This is a genomic window from Blautia sp. MSK18_10, from assembly GCF_020553185.1.
In the GTDB taxonomy this organism is placed as follows: Bacteria; Bacillota; Clostridia; order Lachnospirales; family Lachnospiraceae; genus Blautia_A; species Blautia_A wexlerae.
The window spans coordinates 1-21,464 of the sequence record NZ_JAJCGT010000047.1 but is presented as its reverse complement, the minus strand read 5'-3'; the positions used below and the strand labels follow the sequence as shown (position 1 = coordinate 21,464).

14 protein-coding genes, 1 pseudogene and 1 riboswitch are annotated in these 21,464 nt (G+C 41.6%); of the genes and pseudogenes, 12 read left to right on the top strand and 3 right to left on the bottom strand.

Translation table 11 applies throughout. The annotated features are described in order from the left end of the window. Window positions 1-51: 51 nt before the first annotated feature. Window positions 52-915, bottom strand: a complete 864-nt coding sequence (locus LI074_RS14745; RefSeq protein ID WP_025577110.1) for an AraC family transcriptional regulator — start codon at window positions 913-915, stop codon at window positions 52-54. A gap of 201 nt (window positions 916-1,116) precedes the next feature. Between LI074_RS14745 and LI074_RS14740 the strand changes: the two genes are divergently transcribed. The 5 genes from LI074_RS14740 (at window position 1,117) to LI074_RS14720 (ending at window position 9,970) form a co-directional block, all read left to right on the top strand. Next, complete coding sequence (locus LI074_RS14740) at window positions 1,117-4,155, top strand: glycoside hydrolase family 2 TIM barrel-domain containing protein (RefSeq protein WP_173698337.1); 3,039 nt, start codon at window positions 1,117-1,119, stop codon at window positions 4,153-4,155. A 167-nt stretch (window positions 4,156-4,322) separates the two neighbouring features. Continuing rightward, the gene (locus LI074_RS14735) at window positions 4,323-5,720 is read left to right on the top strand and encodes an MFS transporter (protein ID WP_025577106.1); all 1,398 of its coding nucleotides are present in this window, start codon (window positions 4,323-4,325) and stop codon (window positions 5,718-5,720) included. A gap of 347 nt (window positions 5,721-6,067) precedes the next feature. Next, window positions 6,068-6,868: a helix-turn-helix transcriptional regulator gene (locus LI074_RS14730; RefSeq protein WP_173698336.1), complete on the top strand. Its 801-nt coding sequence runs from the start codon at window positions 6,068-6,070 to the stop codon at window positions 6,866-6,868. A 469-nt stretch (window positions 6,869-7,337) separates the two neighbouring features. Then, window positions 7,338-8,186: an ATP-dependent sacrificial sulfur transferase LarE gene (larE, locus tag LI074_RS14725; protein WP_055053612.1), complete on the top strand. Its 849-nt coding sequence runs from the start codon at window positions 7,338-7,340 to the stop codon at window positions 8,184-8,186. Then, complete coding sequence (locus tag LI074_RS14720) at window positions 8,183-9,970, top strand: aminopeptidase P family protein (RefSeq protein WP_173698335.1); 1,788 nt, start codon at window positions 8,183-8,185, stop codon at window positions 9,968-9,970. The genes larE and LI074_RS14720 overlap by 4 nt, the downstream gene beginning before the upstream one ends. Before the next feature lie 87 nt (window positions 9,971-10,057). Here the strand turns inward: LI074_RS14720 and LI074_RS14715 are convergent, their stop codons facing one another. Then, window positions 10,058-11,824 carry an ABC transporter ATP-binding protein gene (locus tag LI074_RS14715; protein ID WP_118758651.1) on the bottom strand — a complete coding sequence of 589 codons (1,767 nt, stop codon included), beginning with the start codon at window positions 11,822-11,824 and terminating at the stop codon, window positions 10,058-10,060. Beyond that, window positions 11,821-13,635 carry an ABC transporter ATP-binding protein gene (locus tag LI074_RS14710; RefSeq protein ID WP_173698334.1) on the bottom strand — a complete coding sequence of 605 codons (1,815 nt, stop codon included), beginning with the start codon at window positions 13,633-13,635 and terminating at the stop codon, window positions 11,821-11,823. The genes LI074_RS14715 and LI074_RS14710 overlap by 4 nt, the downstream gene beginning before the upstream one ends. A 243-nt stretch (window positions 13,636-13,878) precedes the next feature. On the opposite strand from LI074_RS14710, the gene LI074_RS14705 reads away from it, so the two are divergent. The 7 genes and pseudogenes from LI074_RS14705 to LI074_RS14675 all read left to right on the top strand — a co-directional run bounded on the left by LI074_RS14705 (window position 13,879) and on the right by LI074_RS14675 (window position 21,330). Continuing rightward, a complete protein-coding gene (locus LI074_RS14705; protein WP_026649200.1) occupies window positions 13,879-15,150 on the top strand; it encodes a 2-hydroxyacyl-CoA dehydratase subunit D in 1,272 nt (423 codons plus the stop codon). Next, a complete protein-coding gene (locus LI074_RS14700; RefSeq protein ID WP_173698333.1) occupies window positions 15,143-16,822 on the top strand; it encodes an acyl-CoA dehydratase activase in 1,680 nt (559 codons plus the stop codon). Before LI074_RS14705 ends, LI074_RS14700 begins: the two co-directional genes overlap by 8 nt. 395 nt (window positions 16,823-17,217) lie before the next feature. Further along, window positions 17,218-17,349, top strand: a riboswitch (glycine riboswitch). A gap of 136 nt (window positions 17,350-17,485) precedes the next feature. After that, a complete protein-coding gene (locus LI074_RS14695; protein ID WP_062807784.1) occupies window positions 17,486-18,901 on the top strand; it encodes an alanine/glycine:cation symporter family protein in 1,416 nt (471 codons plus the stop codon). A 318-nt stretch (window positions 18,902-19,219) separates the two neighbouring features. After that, window positions 19,220-20,131 carry a 1-phosphofructokinase gene (gene pfkB, locus LI074_RS14690; RefSeq protein ID WP_144137090.1) on the top strand — a complete coding sequence of 304 codons (912 nt, stop codon included), beginning with the start codon at window positions 19,220-19,222 and terminating at the stop codon, window positions 20,129-20,131. A gap of 17 nt (window positions 20,132-20,148) precedes the next feature. Continuing rightward, a complete protein-coding gene (locus tag LI074_RS14685; protein ID WP_173698332.1) occupies window positions 20,149-20,289 on the top strand; it encodes a hypothetical protein in 141 nt (46 codons plus the stop codon). A 162-nt stretch (window positions 20,290-20,451) separates the two neighbouring features. Beyond that, window positions 20,452-21,012 (top strand): annotated as a pseudogene (locus LI074_RS14680) (PTS fructose transporter subunit IIC); the annotation flags it as partial. A gap of 60 nt (window positions 21,013-21,072) precedes the next feature. Beyond that, window positions 21,073-21,330 carry an HPr family phosphocarrier protein gene (locus tag LI074_RS14675; RefSeq protein WP_019162036.1) on the top strand — a complete coding sequence of 86 codons (258 nt, stop codon included), beginning with the start codon at window positions 21,073-21,075 and terminating at the stop codon, window positions 21,328-21,330. Window positions 21,331-21,464: the final 134 nt, after the last annotated feature.

The following is a 21,464-nucleotide window of genomic DNA, read 5'->3' as shown; positions in this document are numbered from 1 at the left end:
GCGGTATCCCGCCTTAATTCAGATGCTCTGGTAACTCAGTTACCGAGTAATTCACAACTTGTTTCTTATCTTTCGGTACTCTCTTGGGGAATATCCTTTCAGCTTGTGGAAAAGCCGGCTGAAATAAAGCTGATTATCATACCCGACGATTTTAGAAATTTCATTGATGGAATAGGTTGTTGTTTCAAGTAACATCTGGGCATTGTTAATTCGGATTCCCACAATAAACTGCATTGGTGTAGAACCTGTGTATTTTTTGAAGTTTCGGATAAACCAGCTGACACTCATTCCACGTGAGGCAGCATAATCATCTATGCTAATATTCTGGTTATAATTTTCACTGAAAAAGGTAACTGCGTTATCCATCTCGTGATCCAGGTATTCATTTTTCGAGATATGTTCCCTGGTCAGTTCCCGATGAAAGATGATAAGAAGATGACGGAGCAGAAGGACAAGCATGTCCTCATAATTATCTTGGCAACGCTGAAGCTCGATGATAATACGCTTGAAAATCTGTTCGTATTCCATAGAGGTTCCGACCTGAAATACACGCTCTTTATCCGGGAATCCATATTGCCGTAGGATATTTTTTACATTGTTGCCTGTAAAATGAATCCAGTATACTTCTGTCTTATCTTTTCCATAATATTCATATTTCTGAAGTTCCTTCGGTCTGTACAGTACAATATTACCGGCGGGGACAATCGTTTCGTTATCCACATTGTCAAAATGAAAATGCCCACAACCAGCAGTGATATAGATAATCTGATAATCCAGGCGTCCCCTTGGACGGTAGGTTGGTAACTTTGGATGGCTGGAAAGGCGGTAAGTACCGCAACTTCCTACAACCAGTGGGCGACTTTTGTCTTTGAAATCCATATGGGAGTGGTTTAAATAACCGGTATTCATATACATATGGTAGCACCTCTTTTCCTTTTTTTGTTATTGTATCATTTAGTGCATATTTTGTCTAATCCAATTCATAGACATGTTTTGCAGATTAGGATAAGATATATATAGCAAAACAGAGAAGCGTAAACATAAAAGTAAAAGACAAGGTTTGCTGTGGAAAAACAAAGTGCAAAAAAATGTATATGTATTAAAGGAGAGTTATTTATGATTGTACCACGTTATTATGAGGATTTAAGCGTACTGCATGAAAATACAATGCCAGCCAGAGCCTATTTTATTCCGGCATCCAAAAGAATGGATAACCTGGTGGAGCATAGGGAAGAGTCAGACCGAATGCAGTTATTGAACGGAACTTGGAAGTTCCAGTATTTTAACAGTATCTATGATGTTCAGGAACCCTTCTTTGAGAAAGATTATGATACAGAAAATTTTGATGAGATTCAGGTTCCGAGTGTATGGCAGATGGCAGGATATGATACACATCAGTATACAAACATCAGGTATCCGTTCCCATTTGATCCACCGTATGTACCACAGGATATTCCATGTGGAACATATGCACATACCTTTGTTTATCACAAAGATGAAAATGCACCAAAAGCTTTCTTGAATTTTGAAGGAGTAGACAGTTGCTTTTATGTATGGATCAATGGCTCTTATGTAGGGTATAGCCAGGTTTCTCATATGACCAGTGAGTTTGATATCACCGACCTCCTTCGGGACGGAGAGAACAGCATAGCGGTTCTGGTCATGAAGTGGTGTGATGGTTCCTATTTGGAAGATCAGGACAAATTCCGTATGAGTGGTATTTTCCGGGATGTGTACATTTTGAAACGCCCAAAACAGGCAATCAGTGATTATCATATTAAAACAAGAATTGAGGATATGCTTGCGAAAGTAGAAATTGAAATGAAATTCTACTCTCCCTTAAATGTAAAAATTTCGATTGAAGATAGAAACGGAGCAGTTGTAGCACTAGGAAGTATTGCTGAAGAAGGAACAGCTGTATTAGAAATTGCAAGTCCGGAACTTTGGAATACAGAAAATCCATATCTATATAAACTGATTCTTGAAACAGAGAATGAAGTAATTGTAGATCACATTGCATTAAGAAAGATAGAGATTAAAGACCAGGTCATTTACCTAAATGGACAGAAGATTAAATTCCGTGGTGTCAATCGACATGATTCCGATCCGGTTACTGGATTTACAATCAGTCTGGAACAGCTCACAACCGATCTTACGTTAATGAAGCAGCATAATTTTAATGCGATCCGTTCCAGCCACTATCCGAACGCACCATTTTTCTATGAAATGTGTGACAAGTATGGATTCATGGTGATAGATGAAGCAGATATTGAAGCTCATGGTCCATTTATGATCTACAGAAAAGAAGACACCGATTACAATCGGTTCAAACGATGGAATGAGATGATTGCAGATGATCCGGCATGGGAAGAGGCAATCGTTGATCGCGTAAAACTCATGGTGGAACGTGACAAAAACCGTTTCTGTATTGTTATGTGGTCAATGGGAAATGAGAGTGCTTATGGCTGCAACTTTGAAAAAGCACTGGAATGGACAAAGAATTTTGATCCAGACCGCATCACACAATATGAGAGTGCAAGATACCGTAATTATGATGAAACATATGATTACAGCAATCTGGATGTGTACAGCCGGATGTATCCGGCGCTTTCCGAAATTCAGGAATATCTGGATAAAGATGGAAGCAAACCCTTCCTTTTGGTAGAGTACTGTCACAGTATGGGAAACGGACCTGGAGATTTTGAAGATTACTTCCAGATGATTCAGGATAATGATAAAATGTGCGGCGGCTTTGTCTGGGAATGGTGTGACCATGCGATTGCTCATGGAACTGCTGAGAATGGAAAGACTATATATGCTTATGGGGGCGACCATGGCGAAGAAATTCATGATGGCAACTTCTGTATGGATGGATTAGTATATCCGGACAGAACGGTACATACAGGACTTTTGGAATACAAGAATGTTTATCGCCCGGCAAGGGTTATTTCCTATGACAAAGAAAGCGGAGAACTGGTGCTTCATAACTACATGGATTTTGATGACTTGAAAGATTATGTGAAGATCAGTTATGAACTGACGCAGGACGGGCTTGTAATCAGCAAAGGTAAACTCCCAGAAGTTTCAGCAGCACCACACAGTGAAGGAAAAATAAACCTTAAAATCAATGTGCCAGAGAGTGGAAAATGTTATTTAAAATTTATTTACCATCTGAAAAAGGAATTGCCACTGTTGGATGAAGACCATATCCTTGGATTTGATGAGATCGAAGTAAGCCAGAAGGATGCCAAATGCCAGTTAGCAGAAAAATGGGTTGAAAAAACAGTGACGGATTCTGAATTACAGGTGAGTGAAGATGATACACAGATTCATATCAAAGGTCGTGAATTCGCATATACAATCGACCGACGGACTGCACTTTTTACAGAGATGAAATTTGCAGGTCGGGAATATCTGAACCACCCGATGGAATTAAATATCTGGAGGGCACCAACAGATAATGATATGTACATCAAGTCTGAATGGAAGAAAGCCCATTATGATAAAGCTTATACAAGAGCTTACACGACAGAGGTCGTGCAGGGAAAGCATGGTGTGAAAATTACAAGCCATGCATCCGTTGTGGCAGAGACAGTACAGAAGATTCTTGATGTGACGATCACATGGAAAATAGAAGCTGCTGGAAAGATTGATGCAGATATTGCAGTAACAAAAGATGATGAATTTCCGGACCTGCCAAGATTTGGTGTGAGGATGTTCCTGGATAAAAAACTTTCAGCTGCACGATACTTTGGAATGGGACCACAGGAAAGCTATTGTGACAAACATCAGGCTGCGAGCCACGGTTTGTATCATGCAAATGTAGATGATTTGCATGAGGATTATATTCGCCCACAGGAAAATGGAAGCCATTATGATTGTGAATATGTAGAGCTTAACAACAGCCGATATGGAATTGTGGTATCTGCGGAAAATGCCTTCTCATTCAATGCTTCTTATTATACGCAGGAAGAACTTGAGAAGAAAACGCATAATTATGAACTGACAGAATCAGATAGTGTAGTATTTTGCGTTGACTACGCATTAAATGGCATTGGTTCTAATAGTTGTGGTCCAGTTGTATTGGATCAGTACCGATTTGATGATGTATTATTCCGGTTCCAGTTTACGCTGATACCGTATGTAAAGGGATAATAAAGTTTCATGTAACTCGTAAACAAAGAAGGATAGTCTGATTGCAATGTAAAGTCCGGATATACAGAGCAATCAGACAAAAACAGAGAAAAAAATATAATTAGACATCATACGGTTAGACATATTGAGATTCTAAGTGCGATGAAGATGAGGAGCAAAGAAATTCGATGGAAGAAAAAAAGTATTTGAAATGGTATAACAAAATTGGATATGGATCAGGTGATATTGCAGGTAATGTAGTCTATGCCTTCCTGACATCTTTCATGATGGTCTATCTGACGGACTCAGTAGGACTTGCTGCAGGTGTCGTAGGTACCCTGATTGCCGTATCAAAACTATTTGATGGTTTTACGGATATATTTTTTGGATCAATGATTGACAAAACACACAGTAAAATGGGAAAAGCGAAGCCATGGATGCTATACGGATACATTGGTTGTGCCATTACGCTGGTCTGCTGCTTTGCAATACCAGTCAGCTTTGGAACAACGGCTAAATACGCATGGTTCTTTATCTCTTATACACTGTTAAATGGTGTGTTTTATACAGCAAACAATATTGCTTACTCAGCACTTACGTCACTGATTACAAAGAACAGCAAAGAGCGTGTGCAGATGGGATCTTACCGTTTTATTTTTGCATTTTCAACAAGTCTTCTGATTCAGGCGATTACAGTTGGATTTGTAGATAAATGTGGTGGAGATGCTGCGGCATGGAGAACGGTTGCTATTATCTATGCAATCATTGGTCTTGTCATAAATACGATTTCAGCACTTTCTGTTAAGGAACTTCCTGAGGAAGAACTTAACGAAGGAGAAGTAAAGGATGATAATGAAAAGTACGGAATGGTACAGGCATTCAAGCTTCTTGTTAAAAACAAATATTACATGATGATTTGTGGAACATATATTTTACAGCAGTTATATGGTGCCATGATTGGAGCTGGCATTTATTACATGACATGGGTACTGAAAAATAAGAATTTGTTTGGACAATTTGCATGGGCAGTTAATATTCCACTGATCATTGCCTTAATTTTTACACCAACCTTAGTTGGTAAGTGGAAAGGTATGTACAAACTGAACTTAAGAGGTTATGTTTTAGCAGTCATTGGTAGAGCACTTGTTGTTATTGCTGGATATATGGGCAGTGTTCCGCTGATGATGGCGTTTACAGCTCTTGCAGCCCTAGGTCAGGGACCATGGCAGGGAGATATGAATGCAGTTATCGCATCCTGCTCTGAATACACTTATCTTACACAGGGAAAGAGAATTGACGGAACGATGTACTCTTGTACTTCTCTTGGCGTAAAAATTGGTGGAGGTATTGGAACCGCTGTTGTTGGATGGATGCTTGAGTTCAGTGGATATGTCGGAACAAATGTAACTCAGCCGCAGTCTGCACTTGATATGATGCAGTTTATGTATCTTTGGCTTCCGTTAATCTTTGATGTATTGATTATGTTTGTACTTTCAAGAATGAATGTAGAAGATGCAAATAAAAAACTGAAAGCAGAAAAAGAAATTGCTGCAGATGAAGTAACAGATGCATCGGACATAAATTAGAATTGACAGGAGAAAGCGTTGTCTGGTCATTGATGAGACAGTGCTTTTTTCTATATATAAAGTGATTGAACTGTATTTTGAAAATAAAAAAGGACCACTTCATTTTTGTGAAATGGCCTTAAGAAAATATTCAGTTTTCACAAAATAGTCCTTTTAGTATTTATACATGGTAAGGATGCTCAAAATATTCAGTGTAGAATACTAAAAGGTCATTCAGATATTTTTTTAGGTTGCTCATTTGCAATTCCTCCTTTCCTTATTTACAAGTTGATTATAAGATAGGTGTAAAAGGATTGCTTGCCAAATCGAAAGAAGATATAGACAAATGTTGCAAAGGGGAGTATTTCATGCAGTTAAAATATGTTGACACAAAAGAGGAGATCATAGCAATAAATAGGAAGTCAAAACATATTGAACCACATCTTCATAATGCACTGGAGATCGTTTGTGTAACAAGTGGAGCATTAGAATTTGGTGTCGGACAGGAACTATACCATATGGAAAAAGGAGATATAGGCTTTGTATTTCCAGATGTTATTCATCACTATCAGGTACTGACACCCGGTGTAAATAAAGCGACTTATCTGATTGCATCGCCATTTACGATAGCCAAATTTGCAGATATCATGCAATCCATGGCTCCTGAATACCCAATCATCAAAGCGGAAAAGGTTGAACCGGAGGTATATAGAGTTATAAATGCAATTTTAGAGACAGAACAGTCGGATATTACTGTTGCACAGGCATATCTTCAAATTGTGTTGGCACGCTGCATAGGAAAATTAAATTTGGTAGAAAAGAGCAGTGTGGGGAGCAACGATCTTATTTACCAGACAGTTTCCTATATATCAGCAAATTTCAAGAAGAAGTTTTCGTTGGAAGAGATGGCAAAAGACCTGGGCGTGAGCAAATATGTTTTATCCAGACTCTTTTCCAAGACATTCCATAGAAACTTTAATCAATATCTTAACGATGCAAGGCTGAACTATGCATGCCATCGTTTGGAAAATACGAGTGATTCTATTACAAACATTTGTCTGGATAGTGGATTTGAAAGTCAGAGAACATTTAACCGAGTATTTAAAGAAAGATATAAAATATCACCGAGTGACTACCGGAGTACATGTCTGAAAGATATGTTGTCATAACATATAGATTAATAAATTCAATAAAAATCTGATTATCAGTCTGAAATAAGTATCTCTGGGTGTTATTTATAATATGGGGTAGTGGTTAATTATTATGTCATGTATGAATGGGGAAGAAACAAACGGAGAACTGCTTCAGAAAAAGAAGTAGACAAACTGTAAATAAAGAAGTTAAGAGAGGCTGTTACTTTAGAAACTATTTAAAGAAGTAACAGAAGTCGGGGAAGCGTTAGAAAAGATACAAGAAACATAAATCAATATTGTTCGTTCTATTTTCAGTAACACATTTCGCAATGCGAAAAATAAGTTGCTGAACAGTCATTGCCTATATTATAATGAAGCTATAGCACCCTGTTAAATAATACATTTGAGAAAGTTCAACTTTCACGCTCTGTTGAGCCAGATCAATATACATTATTTACGAGGAGTGCTACAGGTACAATAAAAAACGGACAAGAGGCAGACTGATATGGAAAATAAACTAGAACATTTAAAAGAATATCTGAAGGGACTTGGCAGTGTAGCAGTTGCTTTCTCAAGTGGAGTGGATTCTACATTCTTATTAAAAGTAGCTCATGATGTGCTGGGTGATAAGGCGATTGCGATTACGGCTCAATCCTGTTCTTTCCCGAAAAGAGAGCTGAATGAAGCGAAGGCATTCTGCGAGAAAGAGGGGATTCAGCATGTGATCTGCCAGTCTGAGGAATTGGAGATTGAAGGATTTTCAAAGAATCCTCCGAACAGATGTTATTTATGTAAAAAAGAACTGTTTGAGAAGATTGGCGATATTGCAAAAAAGAATGGGATTGAATATATTGCAGAGGGATCAAATATGGATGATAACGGCGATTACAGACCAGGTCTGATCGCCGTAAAAGAACTTGGAGTTAAGAGCCCGCTACGTGAGGCGAAGCTGACGAAAGCGGAGATCAGAGAATACTCAAAGGAACTGGGGCTTCCGACTTGGGACAAACAGTCATTTGCCTGTCTGTCCTCCAGGTTTGTCTATGGAGAGACCATCAGTGAGGAAAAGCTTGGAATGGTTGAGAAAGCAGAGCAGCTGTTACTTGACTATGGATTCCATCAGGTACGTGTCCGTATTCACGGTTCACTTGCAAGAATTGAGATCATGCCGGAGGAATTTCCGAAACTTCTGGAAAAAAATGTCCGAGAGGATATTGCAAAGAAATTTAAGGAGTATGGATTCACTTATGTGACCATGGATATTCTGGGATATCGTATGGGAAGTATGAACGAAACACTTGGAGAAAATGACAAAACGACTGCAGATAGCAGCCTTAGGGGTAAAAACGAATGACAGTAAAAGAGAGAATAACAGCACTTCGTGCACGCATGAAAGAGACAGGAATTGATGCATATCTGATCCCTACAGATGATTTCCATGGTTCGGAATATGTAGGTGAATATTTCAAATGCAGAAAATATATCACAGGATTTACCGGTTCTGCAGGCACTGCGGTGATCATGCAGGATATGGCAGGATTATGGACGGATGGACGTTATTTTATCCAGGCTGCAGCTCAGCTGGAGGGAACAGGAATTACTTTATTTAAAATGGGTGAACCGGAAGTTCCCACAGTTCATGAATTTCTGAAAAAAAATCTGACACAGGGAAGGTGTCTGGGATTTGACGGACGTACTGTCAGTGCAAAAGAGGCAGCAGAATTGGAGAAAATGCTGGATGAAAACGGTGTGTCTCTCAGTGTTGATCACGATCTGGCAGGCGATATATGGGAAAACCGTCCGGTACTTTCCTGTGAACCGGTTACAGAGCTGGATATAAAATGGGCAGGAGAATCCAGAGCTGATAAATGCGCAAGAATCCGCAAAGCAATGGAGAAGAAGGGTGCAGATTTATTTGTACTGACTTCTCTGGATGATATTGCCTGGCTGTTAAATATACGTGGGGGAGATATCCACTGTTGTCCGGTGGTTCTTTCTTATCTTGTAATGACAAAAACAGAGATCAGACTTTTTGCAAATGAGAAAGCCTTTCAGACAGACGTACTGGAAGCGCTGGAAAAAGATGGTGTGACCCTTTTTCCCTATGACAGTATCTATGAGTATGTGAAAACATTTAAAAAGGACAAAAAAGTTCTTCTCTGCAAAAAGAAAGTCAACAGTCGTCTGGTTAGCAATATTCCGGCAGACACCCGGATTCTGGATGAAGAAAATCTTACACTTCTTCCCAAGGCAACGAAGAATCCTGTTGAGGTGGAAAATGAACGCATTGCGCATATCAGAGACGGAGTTGCAGTTACAAAGTTCATATACTGGTTAAAGAAGAATGTTGGAAGGATTCCGATCACAGAATTAAGTGCAGCAGAAAAGCTGTATGAATTCCGTTCGGAACAGGAGGATTTCATAGATAACAGTTTTGATCCGATTATTGCCTATGGAAAGCATGCTGCTATTGTACATTATTTTGCAACACCCGAAACGGATATTCCTCTGGAACCATCCGGCTTTCTTCTGGCAGATACAGGAGGACATTATAAAGAGGGAACCACTGATATTACCCGTACTGTTGTCATGGGACCGACTACTGAGGAAGAGAAAAAGTACTTCACAGCAGTTTTGCGGGGAACTCTGAATCTGGGAGCTGCCAGATTTCTTCATGGCTGTACCGGTGTAAATCTGGATATTCTGGCGAGACAGCCGCTGTGGGAAATGGGAGAGGATTTTAAACATGGAACCGGTCATGGAGTAGGATATCTTCTGAATGTCCATGAAGGACCCAATAGCTTCCGATGGAAAATTGTTCCGGGTGGAAATGCAGTGCTGGAGGAGGGAATGATCACCTCTGATGAGCCGGGATATTACAGAGAGGATGGATTTGGAATCCGTCATGAAAATTTGATGGTCTGCAAAAAAGCTGAAAAAACAGAGTATGGTCAGTTTATGTGCTTTGAATTTCTGACTATGGTACCTTTTGATCTGGATGGAGTGGTGCCGGAACTGATGAGTGTCCGGGAACGTAACCTTCTCAATGATTACCATTCACAGGTATATGAGAAGATTTCTCCGTATTTGAACGAAGAAGAAAAAGAATGGCTGAAAGATGCTACCCGGGCAATCTGATAAAAATAAAAAAACATTTTACAAAATCAAAAAGAGGAACAGCCGTGATGGACAGCTGTTCCTTTTTGATTTATTATCTGGTTTGTTTTATTCAGAAACTTTTGCAAACTGGCTGTTATATAAAGTATGGTAAAATCCACCTTTTGCAATCAGCTCATCATGAGTACCCTGCTCAATGATACTTCCGTCTTTCATAACAAGAATCAGATCTGCATTTCGGATGGTTGAAAGCCTGTGAGCTACGATAAAGCTTGTTCTTCCCTCCATCATTCGTTCAAACGCTTCCTGAATTTGTAATTCTGTTCGTGTATCAATACTGGAAGTGGCTTCATCCAGGATCAGCATCGGAGGCAGACAGAGCATAACTCGTGTGATACACAGCAGCTGTTTCTGTCCCTGGCTTAAGCTGTCTTCGTTGAGCATGGTGTCCAGTCCTTTAGGAAGTCTCCGGATAAATTCCCAGCTGTGGGTAAGCTTGGCTGCTTCGATGATTTCAGTATCTGTAGCTTCCGGTTTTCCAATCGAGATATTGTCGCGGACAGTTCCGTTTTTGATCCATGTTTCCTGAAGCACCATACCATAGCTGCTTCTGAGAGAATGGCGGGTAATGTCTCTGATCGGTTTGCCGTCAACGGAAATAGATCCGGAATTTACATCATAGAATCTCATCAGAAGGTTGATAAAGGTTGACTTACCGCATCCGGTAGGTCCTACAATGGCAACGCGCATACCTGGTTTTACATGGAGATTAAAGTCCTCAATCAGTTTCTTTGATTCATCATAATGGAAGCACACATTCTTAATATCTACTTCACCCTTTACATCTTTCAGTGTCTCAGAAGCCTCTGCAACTTCCGGTTCCTCCTCCAGCAGATCGAAGATTCTGCCTGCACAGGCAAGAGCATTCTGAAGTTCTGTAACAACGGAACTGATATCATTGAATGGTTTCATATACTGGTTGGCATAGGAGAGAAGTACGGAAAGTCCTCCGACTGTCAGTCTGCCTCCAGGGATAATGAATGCACCCACCAGTGCAACACAGGCATAAATAATATTATTGACAAAACGGGTGGAAGGGTTTGTCAGGCTGCTGTAAAAAACAGCCTTCAGACTGCATTCCTGTAATTCTTCGTTAACCTTTGCAAAGCGTTCAGAAGATTTTTCCTCATATCCAAAAGCCTGAACAACCTTCTGGTTTCCAATCATCTCTTCGATGAGAGCAGTCTGACGTCCTCTGGCATCGCTTTGCTTCCGGAACATCTGGAAGGTATGGGAAGAAATAAATTTGGCCACCAAAAAGCTTACGGGGGTCAGGACAATGACCATCAATGTAATCCAGAAGTTTTTGGAGAACATGAAGATCAGTGTTCCGATGATCGTTACGATTCCGGAAAAAAGCTGGGTAAATCCAAGCAGCATACCATCGGATAGAATATCTGTATCTGCGATAATACGGCTGATGATATCTCCGGTACTGTGTCCGTCAAGGTAAGAGAGGGGAAGTACCTGAATGTGTCGGATGGCTTTGGCACGGATATCCTTTACTGTCTGGTAGGTCATGCGGTTATTGATCACATTCATAAGCCACGTGGCAGCAGAAGAGAGGATGACCATTACAAGGATACGTGACAGGTAATACCACATCATTTCGAAGTTTACCTGATGTTGGGCAATGACCTGATCAATGGCATTTCCGAATAGGATTGGGACATACAGCTGAAGGATAACGGAAACTGCTGCCAGTATGATACTGAGGATCAGCAGAAAACGGTATCTTCCGATGAAACGCAGTACTTTAAAAAAAGTTTCGCTGCTTTTGCTTTTAGCAGGATCTTTTATTGTTGATCTGCTCATACAGTCACCTCCTTCATTATATTACCTGCAGATACAGAGGAGTATCTGGCTCTTTCTTCCGGAAACTGAGAGAAGTAGATTTCCCGGTAAGTATCACAGGTACGCAGCAGTTCAGCATGAGTACCCTTACCTGCCAGAGTACCGTTATCAAGGACAAGGATCAGGTCTGCCTGCTGAATGCTGGAGGAACGCTGGGATACCAGAAATGTAGTTACTTTCCAGTCAAGTCTGTTGAGAGACTTACGCAGTGCTGCATCAGTGGCAAAGTCCAGGGCACTGGCACTGTCATCCAGGATCAGGATTTCAGGTTTTTTTACCAGGGCACGGGCAATGGTAAGTCTTTGTTTCTGGCCGCCGGAAAGGTTTTTACCGTTCTGTTCCAGCATAAAATCAAGCTGTCCCGGTTTACCCTCTACTACCTCTTTTCCCTGTGCTGTGGTAAGTGCCTGCCACAGATCCTTGTCAGAGGCATCTTCCCGGCCCCATTTCAGATTGTCCCGGATAGAGCCTTTGAAAAGAGCTGCCTTCTGCGGAACAACGCCGATTCTGGAGCGGAGATCACTTCTGGTGTAATTTTCAATATTCTGACCATCCAGCAGAACAGTTCCTTTGCTGGCATCATAGAATCTGGAGATCAGATTTACCAGAGTGGTTTTTCCGCTTCCTGTACCACCGATAATACCTACGGTCTGTCCCTTTTTTACAGAAAAACTGATATGGGAAAGACTGGGGGCACCGGCTTTGCTGTACTCAAAGGTTACGTCATTGAATACGATGGCATTTTCAGAAAGTGATGCATCAGCAGTTGCTGTTGCAAGGTCCTTCGATATCTGAGCAGAATATGTGGAGGAAGAGGGGTAATCCATAGTAGATTTTACTTTCAGGATATCTGCCACACGTCCTGCGCAGGCTGCAGATTTGTTCAGGGTGATGATCAGGGAGGCAAGCTTGATCAGTTCCACGATCATCTGAGCCATATAGTTATAAAGGGCAACAACCTGTCCCTGCTGCATACCGCCAAGATTTACTTCTACTCCTGCTTTCTGGATCAGAATAACAGTAGCAATATTGATCAGTACGTAAGTGACCGGATTTAACAAAGCGGAAAGCTTTCCTACAAAGAGATTTAACTTTGTCAGCTCCTGATTGCGGGTATCAAATTCTGCAACTGCCTCTTTTTCGCGGCAGAATGCACGGATAACGCGGACGCCTGTAAGGTTTTCTCTGGTCAGTCCGGTTACTGTGTCCAGTTTTCCCTGTACCTTTTTAAACAGAGGAATACTGAGAAACATAATGACAAAGACAACCAGAAATAGAAACGGGATCGCAACAGCAAAAACCAGGGCACATTTAAAGTCAATGGTAAATGCCATGACCATGGAACCAAGTACGATAAACGGACTTCGAAGAAGAAGACGAAGTCCCATATTTAATCCGTTCTGAATCTGATTGACATCATCGGTGAGTCTTGTGATAAGAGTATCTGTTCCCAGTGTATCCAACTCTGTATAGGACAGATGCTGTACATGGTCATAAACTGCCTGTCTTAATTCTGTGGCAAAGCCCACGCTGGCTTTAGCGGCAAAGAACTGAGCTGTGATGGTACTGGCAAGACCAAGAGCCGCCATTAGTATAAGAATAGAAAATCTCTGGACAATGTATCTGTTGTCGTGGTTTGCAATACCTACATCTATGATCTGTGCAATGACGATAGGTACGATCAGGTCAAATACAACCTCCAGAAATTTAAAAAATGGTGCAAGGATGCTTTCTTTTTTGTAGTTTTTTAAATAAACCGTCAATGAACGCATTTTAAAAATTCCTTCCTTTCGTAAAAATCTTTCCTATATTATTCCTTCCCTTTTTTGAAAAATAATACATTCAAAAGTGTATCATTTAAGACTTTTTTGTCAAGAAGAATGTGCAAAAACAGGTGAACTTTGGAGAAAATTCAGCTTGACTTCAAAAAAAGATATTATTAAAATATTCCGTGGCACTATTTGTGCACTGACAATTGATAAATTATTATTACCATAATGAGGAAGAGACAGACTATGGAGATTATTGAGACATTTGGTCATTATGTGGAAAATCTGACGGATAAAAAGCCTCAGTCAGCCCGCCGGCTGTTAAAAACCGGCTGGGAGGCGCAGAATCTGAAGTTCCGTTATATGCAGGACAAGAGACTGATGCCTGCAGACAGGCATCTTGCAAATCTGATGATGGATACCATGCTGCGGCCCATTCAGAAACCGGAAGATTCTGTTATTGTAAGTATTTTTACACCCTGCGAAATGATGCAGGAGGTGGGATTACATCCCTATAATGTAGAGGGATTTTCCTGCTATCTTTCTGCAAGCAAAGCAGAGAGGGCGTTTCTGCAGCAGGCAGAGAATCAGGGAATTGCAGAGACACTGTGCAGTTATCACAAGACATTTCTTGGTGCAGCGCAGAAAGGACTTCTGCCAAAGCCTAAATGTATTGTTTATACCAACCTGACCTGCGATGCTAACCTGCTCACCTTCCGTACCCTGGCAGATTTTTACCAGGTACCTGTATTTGCCATTGATGTACCATGGAATCAGACCACAGAGAATGTACAGTATGTGGCAGATCAGTTAAAGGATTTAAAAATATTTCTGGAAAAAAATACAGGAAAAACAATCTCTGAGGACAGATTAAAGGAACGTCTTGCCTGCAGTAAGCGGACTCTGGAGAATTACAAAAAATATCAGCAGATGCGTGCAGACAGATATGTGCCCTCTGATCTGGTCACACCCTTGTATGCAGGAATGACAAACAATATCCTTCTGGGAACAGCAGAAGAAGAGAAGTATACACAGATGCTTCTTGAAGATATTAAGAAAGCACCGGCAGCGAAAGGGAAGCACATTTACTGGATGCATACCATTCCATTCTGGTCGGATGCAGTGCGCCAGGAGCTTTGCTTCAGTGAGAAAGCCCAGATCGTAGGATGTGAACTTGCAGAAACCTGTGAGCCGGATTTTGATCCTGAGAACCCCTTTGAAGCAATGGCAGAAAGAATGGTATATCATTCACTGAACGGAAGTGCCCTTAGAAGGATTGAAGCCGGTATCCGCCATGCGAAACAGGCAGGAGCAGACGGTGCTGTGTGGTTTGGACATTGGGGATGTAAACATACGCTTGGTGCGGCACAGCTTGCAAAGAAGAAGTTCGAGGAAGCCGGTCTGCCCCTTTTGATCCTGGACGGTGACGGGTGTGATCGAAGCCATGGAGGAGAAGGACAGACTTCCACCAGGCTGGGAGCTTTTCTGGAAATGCTGGGAGGTGCTGAGAATGAATAAAACTTACTATGTCTGTAAATATACCCCAATTGAACTTCTGGAATCTCTTGGCGGGGAATGTGAGAACTTTAATCATATGCCGGAGGGATTTGACCTGGCCGATCAGGTTTCACATCCCAATATCTGCGGTTTTGGAAAAACACTTCTGGAAGGAGTCATGGAGGGGAAAATCAAGGAACTTGTCCTGGTGAGCTGCTGTGATACTATCCGGAGTGTCTATGACATTCTGCTTGAAAGCGGCAAGCTGGATTTTCTCTATATTTTGGATGTGCTTCACTGTGACAGTGCCTGTAGCAGAGAGCGTATGGCTGTACAGTTAAAAGGGCTGGCGAGGGCTTATGCACAGTACAAAGGCACAGAGTTTGATGCCGGAAAATTCCGGGCTGCTTTCCATGCACAGGAGAAAATCATAAAGTCCCATATTGCAGTGCTTGGCGCCAGAATGGGGCAGGAATTATTTGAAATGACCAGCAAAGCTATGCCTCTTCCTGTAGAGAATGATACCTGCGTGCATAACCGTTCTGTGGGAAATATACTTCCACCGGAGGGTGCTTCTTTTGATGAGCTGATGGACTGGTATGCAGGTGAGATTCTGGGGCAGATTCCATGTATGCGTATGATGGACCCGACAGGTCGTAAGAAGCTTTATAATGATCCGTCTGTTGCGGGGATTATTTATCATACAGTGAAGTTTTGTGATTTTTACAGCTTCGAATATGCTGAGATCAAGAACCATACAGATGTACCTCTTTTAAAAATTGAATCAGATTATACTATTCAGAGCAGCGGTCAGCTTCTTACCAGACTGGAAGCTTTTGCAGAGAGCATTCAGCCTGAAACACTGGAGCAGACCATAGATGGAGACACAAAAGGAGAGAGAAAAATGGGAAAAGGTTATTTCGCAGGGATTGACAGTGGTTCCACCAGTACAGATGTGGTGATTTTAAATAAAGATCATGAGATTGTGACCAGCATTATCCTGCCTACAGGAGCAGGAGCTGCTATCGGAGCAGACCGTGCCCTTGCAGAAGCATTGAAGGAGGCCGGATTGCAGAGAGAAGATATTGATGCGCTGGTTACTACCGGATACGGACGTACAGCTATTAAAAATGGTGATAAGAGTATCACAGAGATCACCTGTCATGCAAGGGGTGCGCATTTCCTGAATCCGGAAGTCCGTACTGTTATTGATATTGGCGGACAGGACAGCAAGGTGATCCGACTGGATGAGAACGGTGCAGTTGCAAACTTTGTTATGAATGACAAATGTGCGGCAGGAACCGGACGATTTCTGGAAATGATGGCACGTACCATGGAAATGAATCTGGATCAGATGAGCGAATGTGGGCTGGAATTCAAAGAAGATATTACAATTTCCAGTATGTGTACAGTATTTGCAGAATCAGAAGTTGTATCACTGATCGCCCAGAATAAGGCAACAGATGATATTGTCCATGGCCTGAATAAGGCGGTTGCCGTAAAGACTGCCGCCCTTACCAGACGTGTGGGCGGTGAGGAGAAATATATGATGACCGGTGGTGTTTCTAAGAATAAGGGCCTGGTAAAGACACTGGAAGAGAAGCTTGGAACAAAGCTGGTGATCAGTGACAAGGCTCAGCTTTGCGGTGCACTTGGCGCAGCACTGTTTGCGGCTGATATGGCTGATGTGTAAATTTTTAGTTACTGTTCACTCCGTTCTCAGCAACACGCTTCGCGATGCAGGAAATATGAACCTCCTTGTGCAATGCCCAAGGAGTATCGTTTGCTTCGCAAACTTAATTTATGCTAATCGCATAAATTCGCGCGGTATGTCTCGGGTTTTCTGTGACCTTCGCTCACAAAAAATACCTTGCTGGATATTACCAGTGAACAGTAACAATTTTTATACTTTTTTTATAAAAGTTTAATTTTCTATTGACGAGTTCAAATTTAAGAGCTATAGTATACCACAGTAACAGCAAATTAACGAGGTGAAGTTTGCAGGAAAGAGGAAGCCACACAAAAGGCTATACCCGCCGAAGGAGTAAAACTCTCAGGTTCCCTGGATGCAGGGAAGAACTGCAAATGGATCGTTTCTCTGGAGACACCCGTTAGATCGGGGGCCGAAGGTGCAAATAACACGAATTATCAATAGCTACCCACAAATGGTTATCTGATTCGTGTCTTGAATCTCTCAGGCAAAAGGACAGAGGATGCTTTATCATCCCCGCTGATTCATATGAACTATATGAACAGTATTTTCTGAACTTCTGATTTTTGAAACGGTCTGTTATTACTTTGTTTCCCAGCTGTACAATATATTACACTTTTTAAAAGAAAAAGGAGATTTATTATTATGTGGGAAGCGATCAATTCTTTTTTGACAACAGTAGACAATCTGGTCTGGGGCGTGCCCCTTATGGTCCTGATCATGGCAGGTGGTATCCTGTTAACTGCCAGACTTGGACTTCTTCAGATGCGAAGACTCCCTCTTGCATTGAAATGGATGTTTAAGAACGAAGAAGAAGGCGATGGTGAGATTTCCAGCTTTGCAGCTTTATGTACAGCACTGAGCGCCACAATCGGAACCGGTAATATCGTCGGTGTTGCAACTGCTGTCTGTGCCGGAGGTCCCGGAGCTTTATTCTGGATGATTCTTGCAGCATTCTTCGGAATGGCAACAAAATTTTCCGAAGGTCTTCTTGCAGTGAAATACCGTGTGGTAGCAGAAGACGGTCACAGCCTTGGCGGTCCTTTCTATTATATTGAGAAAGGTATGGGAACAAAATGGAAATGGCTTGCAAAGATCTTTGCATTCTTTGGTGTATGTGTAGGTCTTTTCGGAATCGGTACATTCAGCCAGGTAAATGGTATTTCCAGTGCAGTTCAGAACTTCTTTGATCCGAACAAATCAAACTGCGTAAATATTCCGTTCCTTGGAGAGTATTCCTGGGCAGTTGTAATTTCTTCCCTGATTCTTGCAGCCTGTGTTGCAGCAATCCTCATCGGTGGTCTGAAACGAATTGCAACAGTCAGCCAGATTATTGTACCGTTTATGGCGGTAATCTATCTGATCTTCAGTGTAGCGCTGATTCTTTTAAACGTTACAGAGATCCCGGCAGCTATCGTAACAGTTGTGAAGGGAGCCTTTAATCCGTCAGCAGTGACAGGCGGTGTGGTAGGAACAATGATCGTATCCATGCAGAAAGGTGTGGCTCGTGGTATTTTTTCAAATGAAGCAGGTCTTGGTAGCGCACCTATCGCAGCGGCAGCAGCTCAGACAAAAGAGCCTGTACGTCAGGGTCTTGTAAGCATGACTGGTACATTTATTGATACGATCGTGATCTGTACAATGACAGGTCTTTCCATCGTACTGACAGGTGCATGGCAGGTAGAAGGTCTGGAAGGTGTTCAGGTAACAACCTATGCATTCCAGCATGGACTTCCGATCCCTGGACAGATTTCTGCATTTGTATTAATGATCTGTCTGGTATTCTTTGCATTTACTACAATTCTTGGATGGGATTATTACAGTGAAAGATGTCTGGAATATCTGACAAACGGACATAAGAAAACAATCCTTACATACCGCTGGCTTTACATTCTAGCAGTATTTATCGGACCGTACATGACAGTAAGTGCTGTATGGACGATCGCAGATATCTTCAACGGACTGATGGCGATTCCGAATATGATCGCATTGTTCGCATTAAGTGGAGTGATCGTAAAAGAAACAAAAGCGTTCTTTGTAGCAGAAAAGCATAAAATGTAAGGAATCAAAAGTAATAAAATAACAGAAAACAGTAAATCCTCTGATTATGGAATTTATAGCAATCCTGATCAGAGGATTTTCTTGCTTACATTTGACTGACTATGATTTTTTTGCGCAAAGTAAATCAAAATCAGTCATTATTTTTATGAATCAGTTTGATTGACTTTGAACAAATATGACAGTATACTAAGAACGTAAACAAAAAACAGTCATGAACATGCAGAAAAGACATGACAATATGTACTTTTGGAATCTTTTGGTGCAAGTGAAATAAAGACTCCGAAAGGATACCAATATAAAACGGGAGGGAAAGAAGAGATGATTTACACAGTGACTTTTAATCCATCTCTGGACTACATCGTTTCGGTAGATGATTTTAAACTGGGGCTGACAAACAGAACAAGTTCAGAGCTGATGCTTCCGGGGGGAAAGGGAATTAATGTTTCCACAGTCCTTATGAATCTTGGGATTGAGAACACTGCACTTGGATTTACCGCAGGGTTTGTGGGGAAAGAAATTATCCGTAGATTACATGAGATGGGAGTAAAATCTGAGTTCATTCAAATTAGTGAAGGGGTTTCAAGGATCAATCTGAAACTGAAATCTATTGACGGAACCGAGATCAATGGTGCAGGACCGGTGATCAGCAAGGATAAAGTAGAGGAACTGATGAAGAAACTGGAAGAACTTGGAGAAGGCGATGTACTTTTTCTGGCAGGCAGCATTCCATCTTCTATGCCGGATGACATGTATGAACAGATCATGGCAAGGCTGAATGGAAAAGGTGTGATGATCGTAGTTGATGCCACAAAGGATCTTCTGGTCAATGTCCTGAAATATCATCCATTCCTTGTAAAACCAAATAATCATGAACTGGGCGAGATCTTCGGTGTAGAATTAAAAACAAGAAAAGATGTAATTTCTTATGGAAAGAAACTTCAGGAAAAAGGTGCAAGAAATGTGCTGATCTCCATGGCCGGCGAAGGTGCAGTTCTGGTAGCAGAGGATGGACAGGTATTTGAAGAACCTGCACCAAAAGGCAGGCTGGTAAATGGTGTGGGTGCAGGAGATTCCATGGTAGCAGGATTCGTTGCAGGCTGGATGGAGAAGAAGGATTACGAACATGCATTCCACATGGGAATTGCAGCAGGAAGTGCAAGTGCATTTTCTGAAAATCTTGCAACAAAGGAAGAAATAGAAGCGGTTTATCGTCAGATAACCGAAAAATAATAAAGGGGGAAGAAGAGATGAGAATAACAGACCTGCTTGACAGACGAAGCGTATCGTTAACAGCTGCTCCGAAAACAAAGTCAGAAACTCTGGAAAAGATTGCCCCTGTTTTAATCTATCCTGTAGTTGGAATCCTTATTATATTATGGGACTCCTGATGACATTTATTGTAGAGCCGGTTAGTTATTGTTCACACGCCACTGTCCCGCGAGGTGTTTTGGCATGAATATGCCAAAATCCCGAGACATACAAGCCAAAATTCCATTGCCGCAGGCAATCTGGAATGAATTTTGGCTACGTTACTGTGAACGGAGTGAACAGTAACGCCGGTTATGGGCGGTATCAACACAGGTCTGAATAATGCCTTGACAGGAATGGGAAGTTCTAGTAAAGTAATACTTGGCATTGTGCTTGGCGGAATGATGGCTATTGATATGGGTGGTCCGTTCAACAAAGCAGCATATGTATTCGGAACAGCTGCAATTGCAGCAGGTAACTATGATATTATGGCAGCAGTTATGATCGGCGGTATGACACCTCCCTGTGCAATTGCACTGGCAACACTGCTGTTTAAGGATAAGTTCACAAAAGAAGAGAGAGATGCAGGTCCTACCAACTTTATCATGGGTCTTGCATTTATTACAGAAGGTGCGATTCCGTTCGCAGCATCTGACCCCCTTCGTGTACTTCCATCCTGTATCGTAGGATCTGCGGTGGCAGGAGCGATTTCCATGGCATTCGACTGTACACTGATGGCACCACACGGTGGAATTTTCGTATTCCCAGTGGTTGGAAACGCAGTTATGTACCTGGTCGCACTGGTTGCGGGAACAGTAATTTCTGCAGTTCTGCTTGGCCTCTTAAAGAAGAAAGCAGCATAAGCACCGAAATAAGAAAAGCAATAACAAAAAATTAAAATAAAGAACATGGAGGATATCAAAATGAAAGAATTTAAGTATGTGGTTACAGACAACGAAGGAATCCACGCACGTCCGGCAGGAGAACTTGTAAAACTGGTAAAAGGTTTTGAATCCACTATCTCCATCGAAAAAGAAGGTAAAAAAGTAGACTGCAGAAAACTTCTTGCACTGATGGGGCTTGGCGTTAAGAAAGGTCATGAAGTAACATTCACAATTGAAGGCGCTGATGAAGAAGCAGCATACGAAGCAGTAAGCAAATTCATGCAGGAGAACCTGTAATTCACAGAATTAAATATAAGAAACTGACAGACAGGAGATGATGCATTCATCTCCTGTTTCTGTTATAATGAGATATCAGGTTACTGTTCACACATCACTATCCCGCGAGGTGTTTTGGCATGAATATGCCAAAA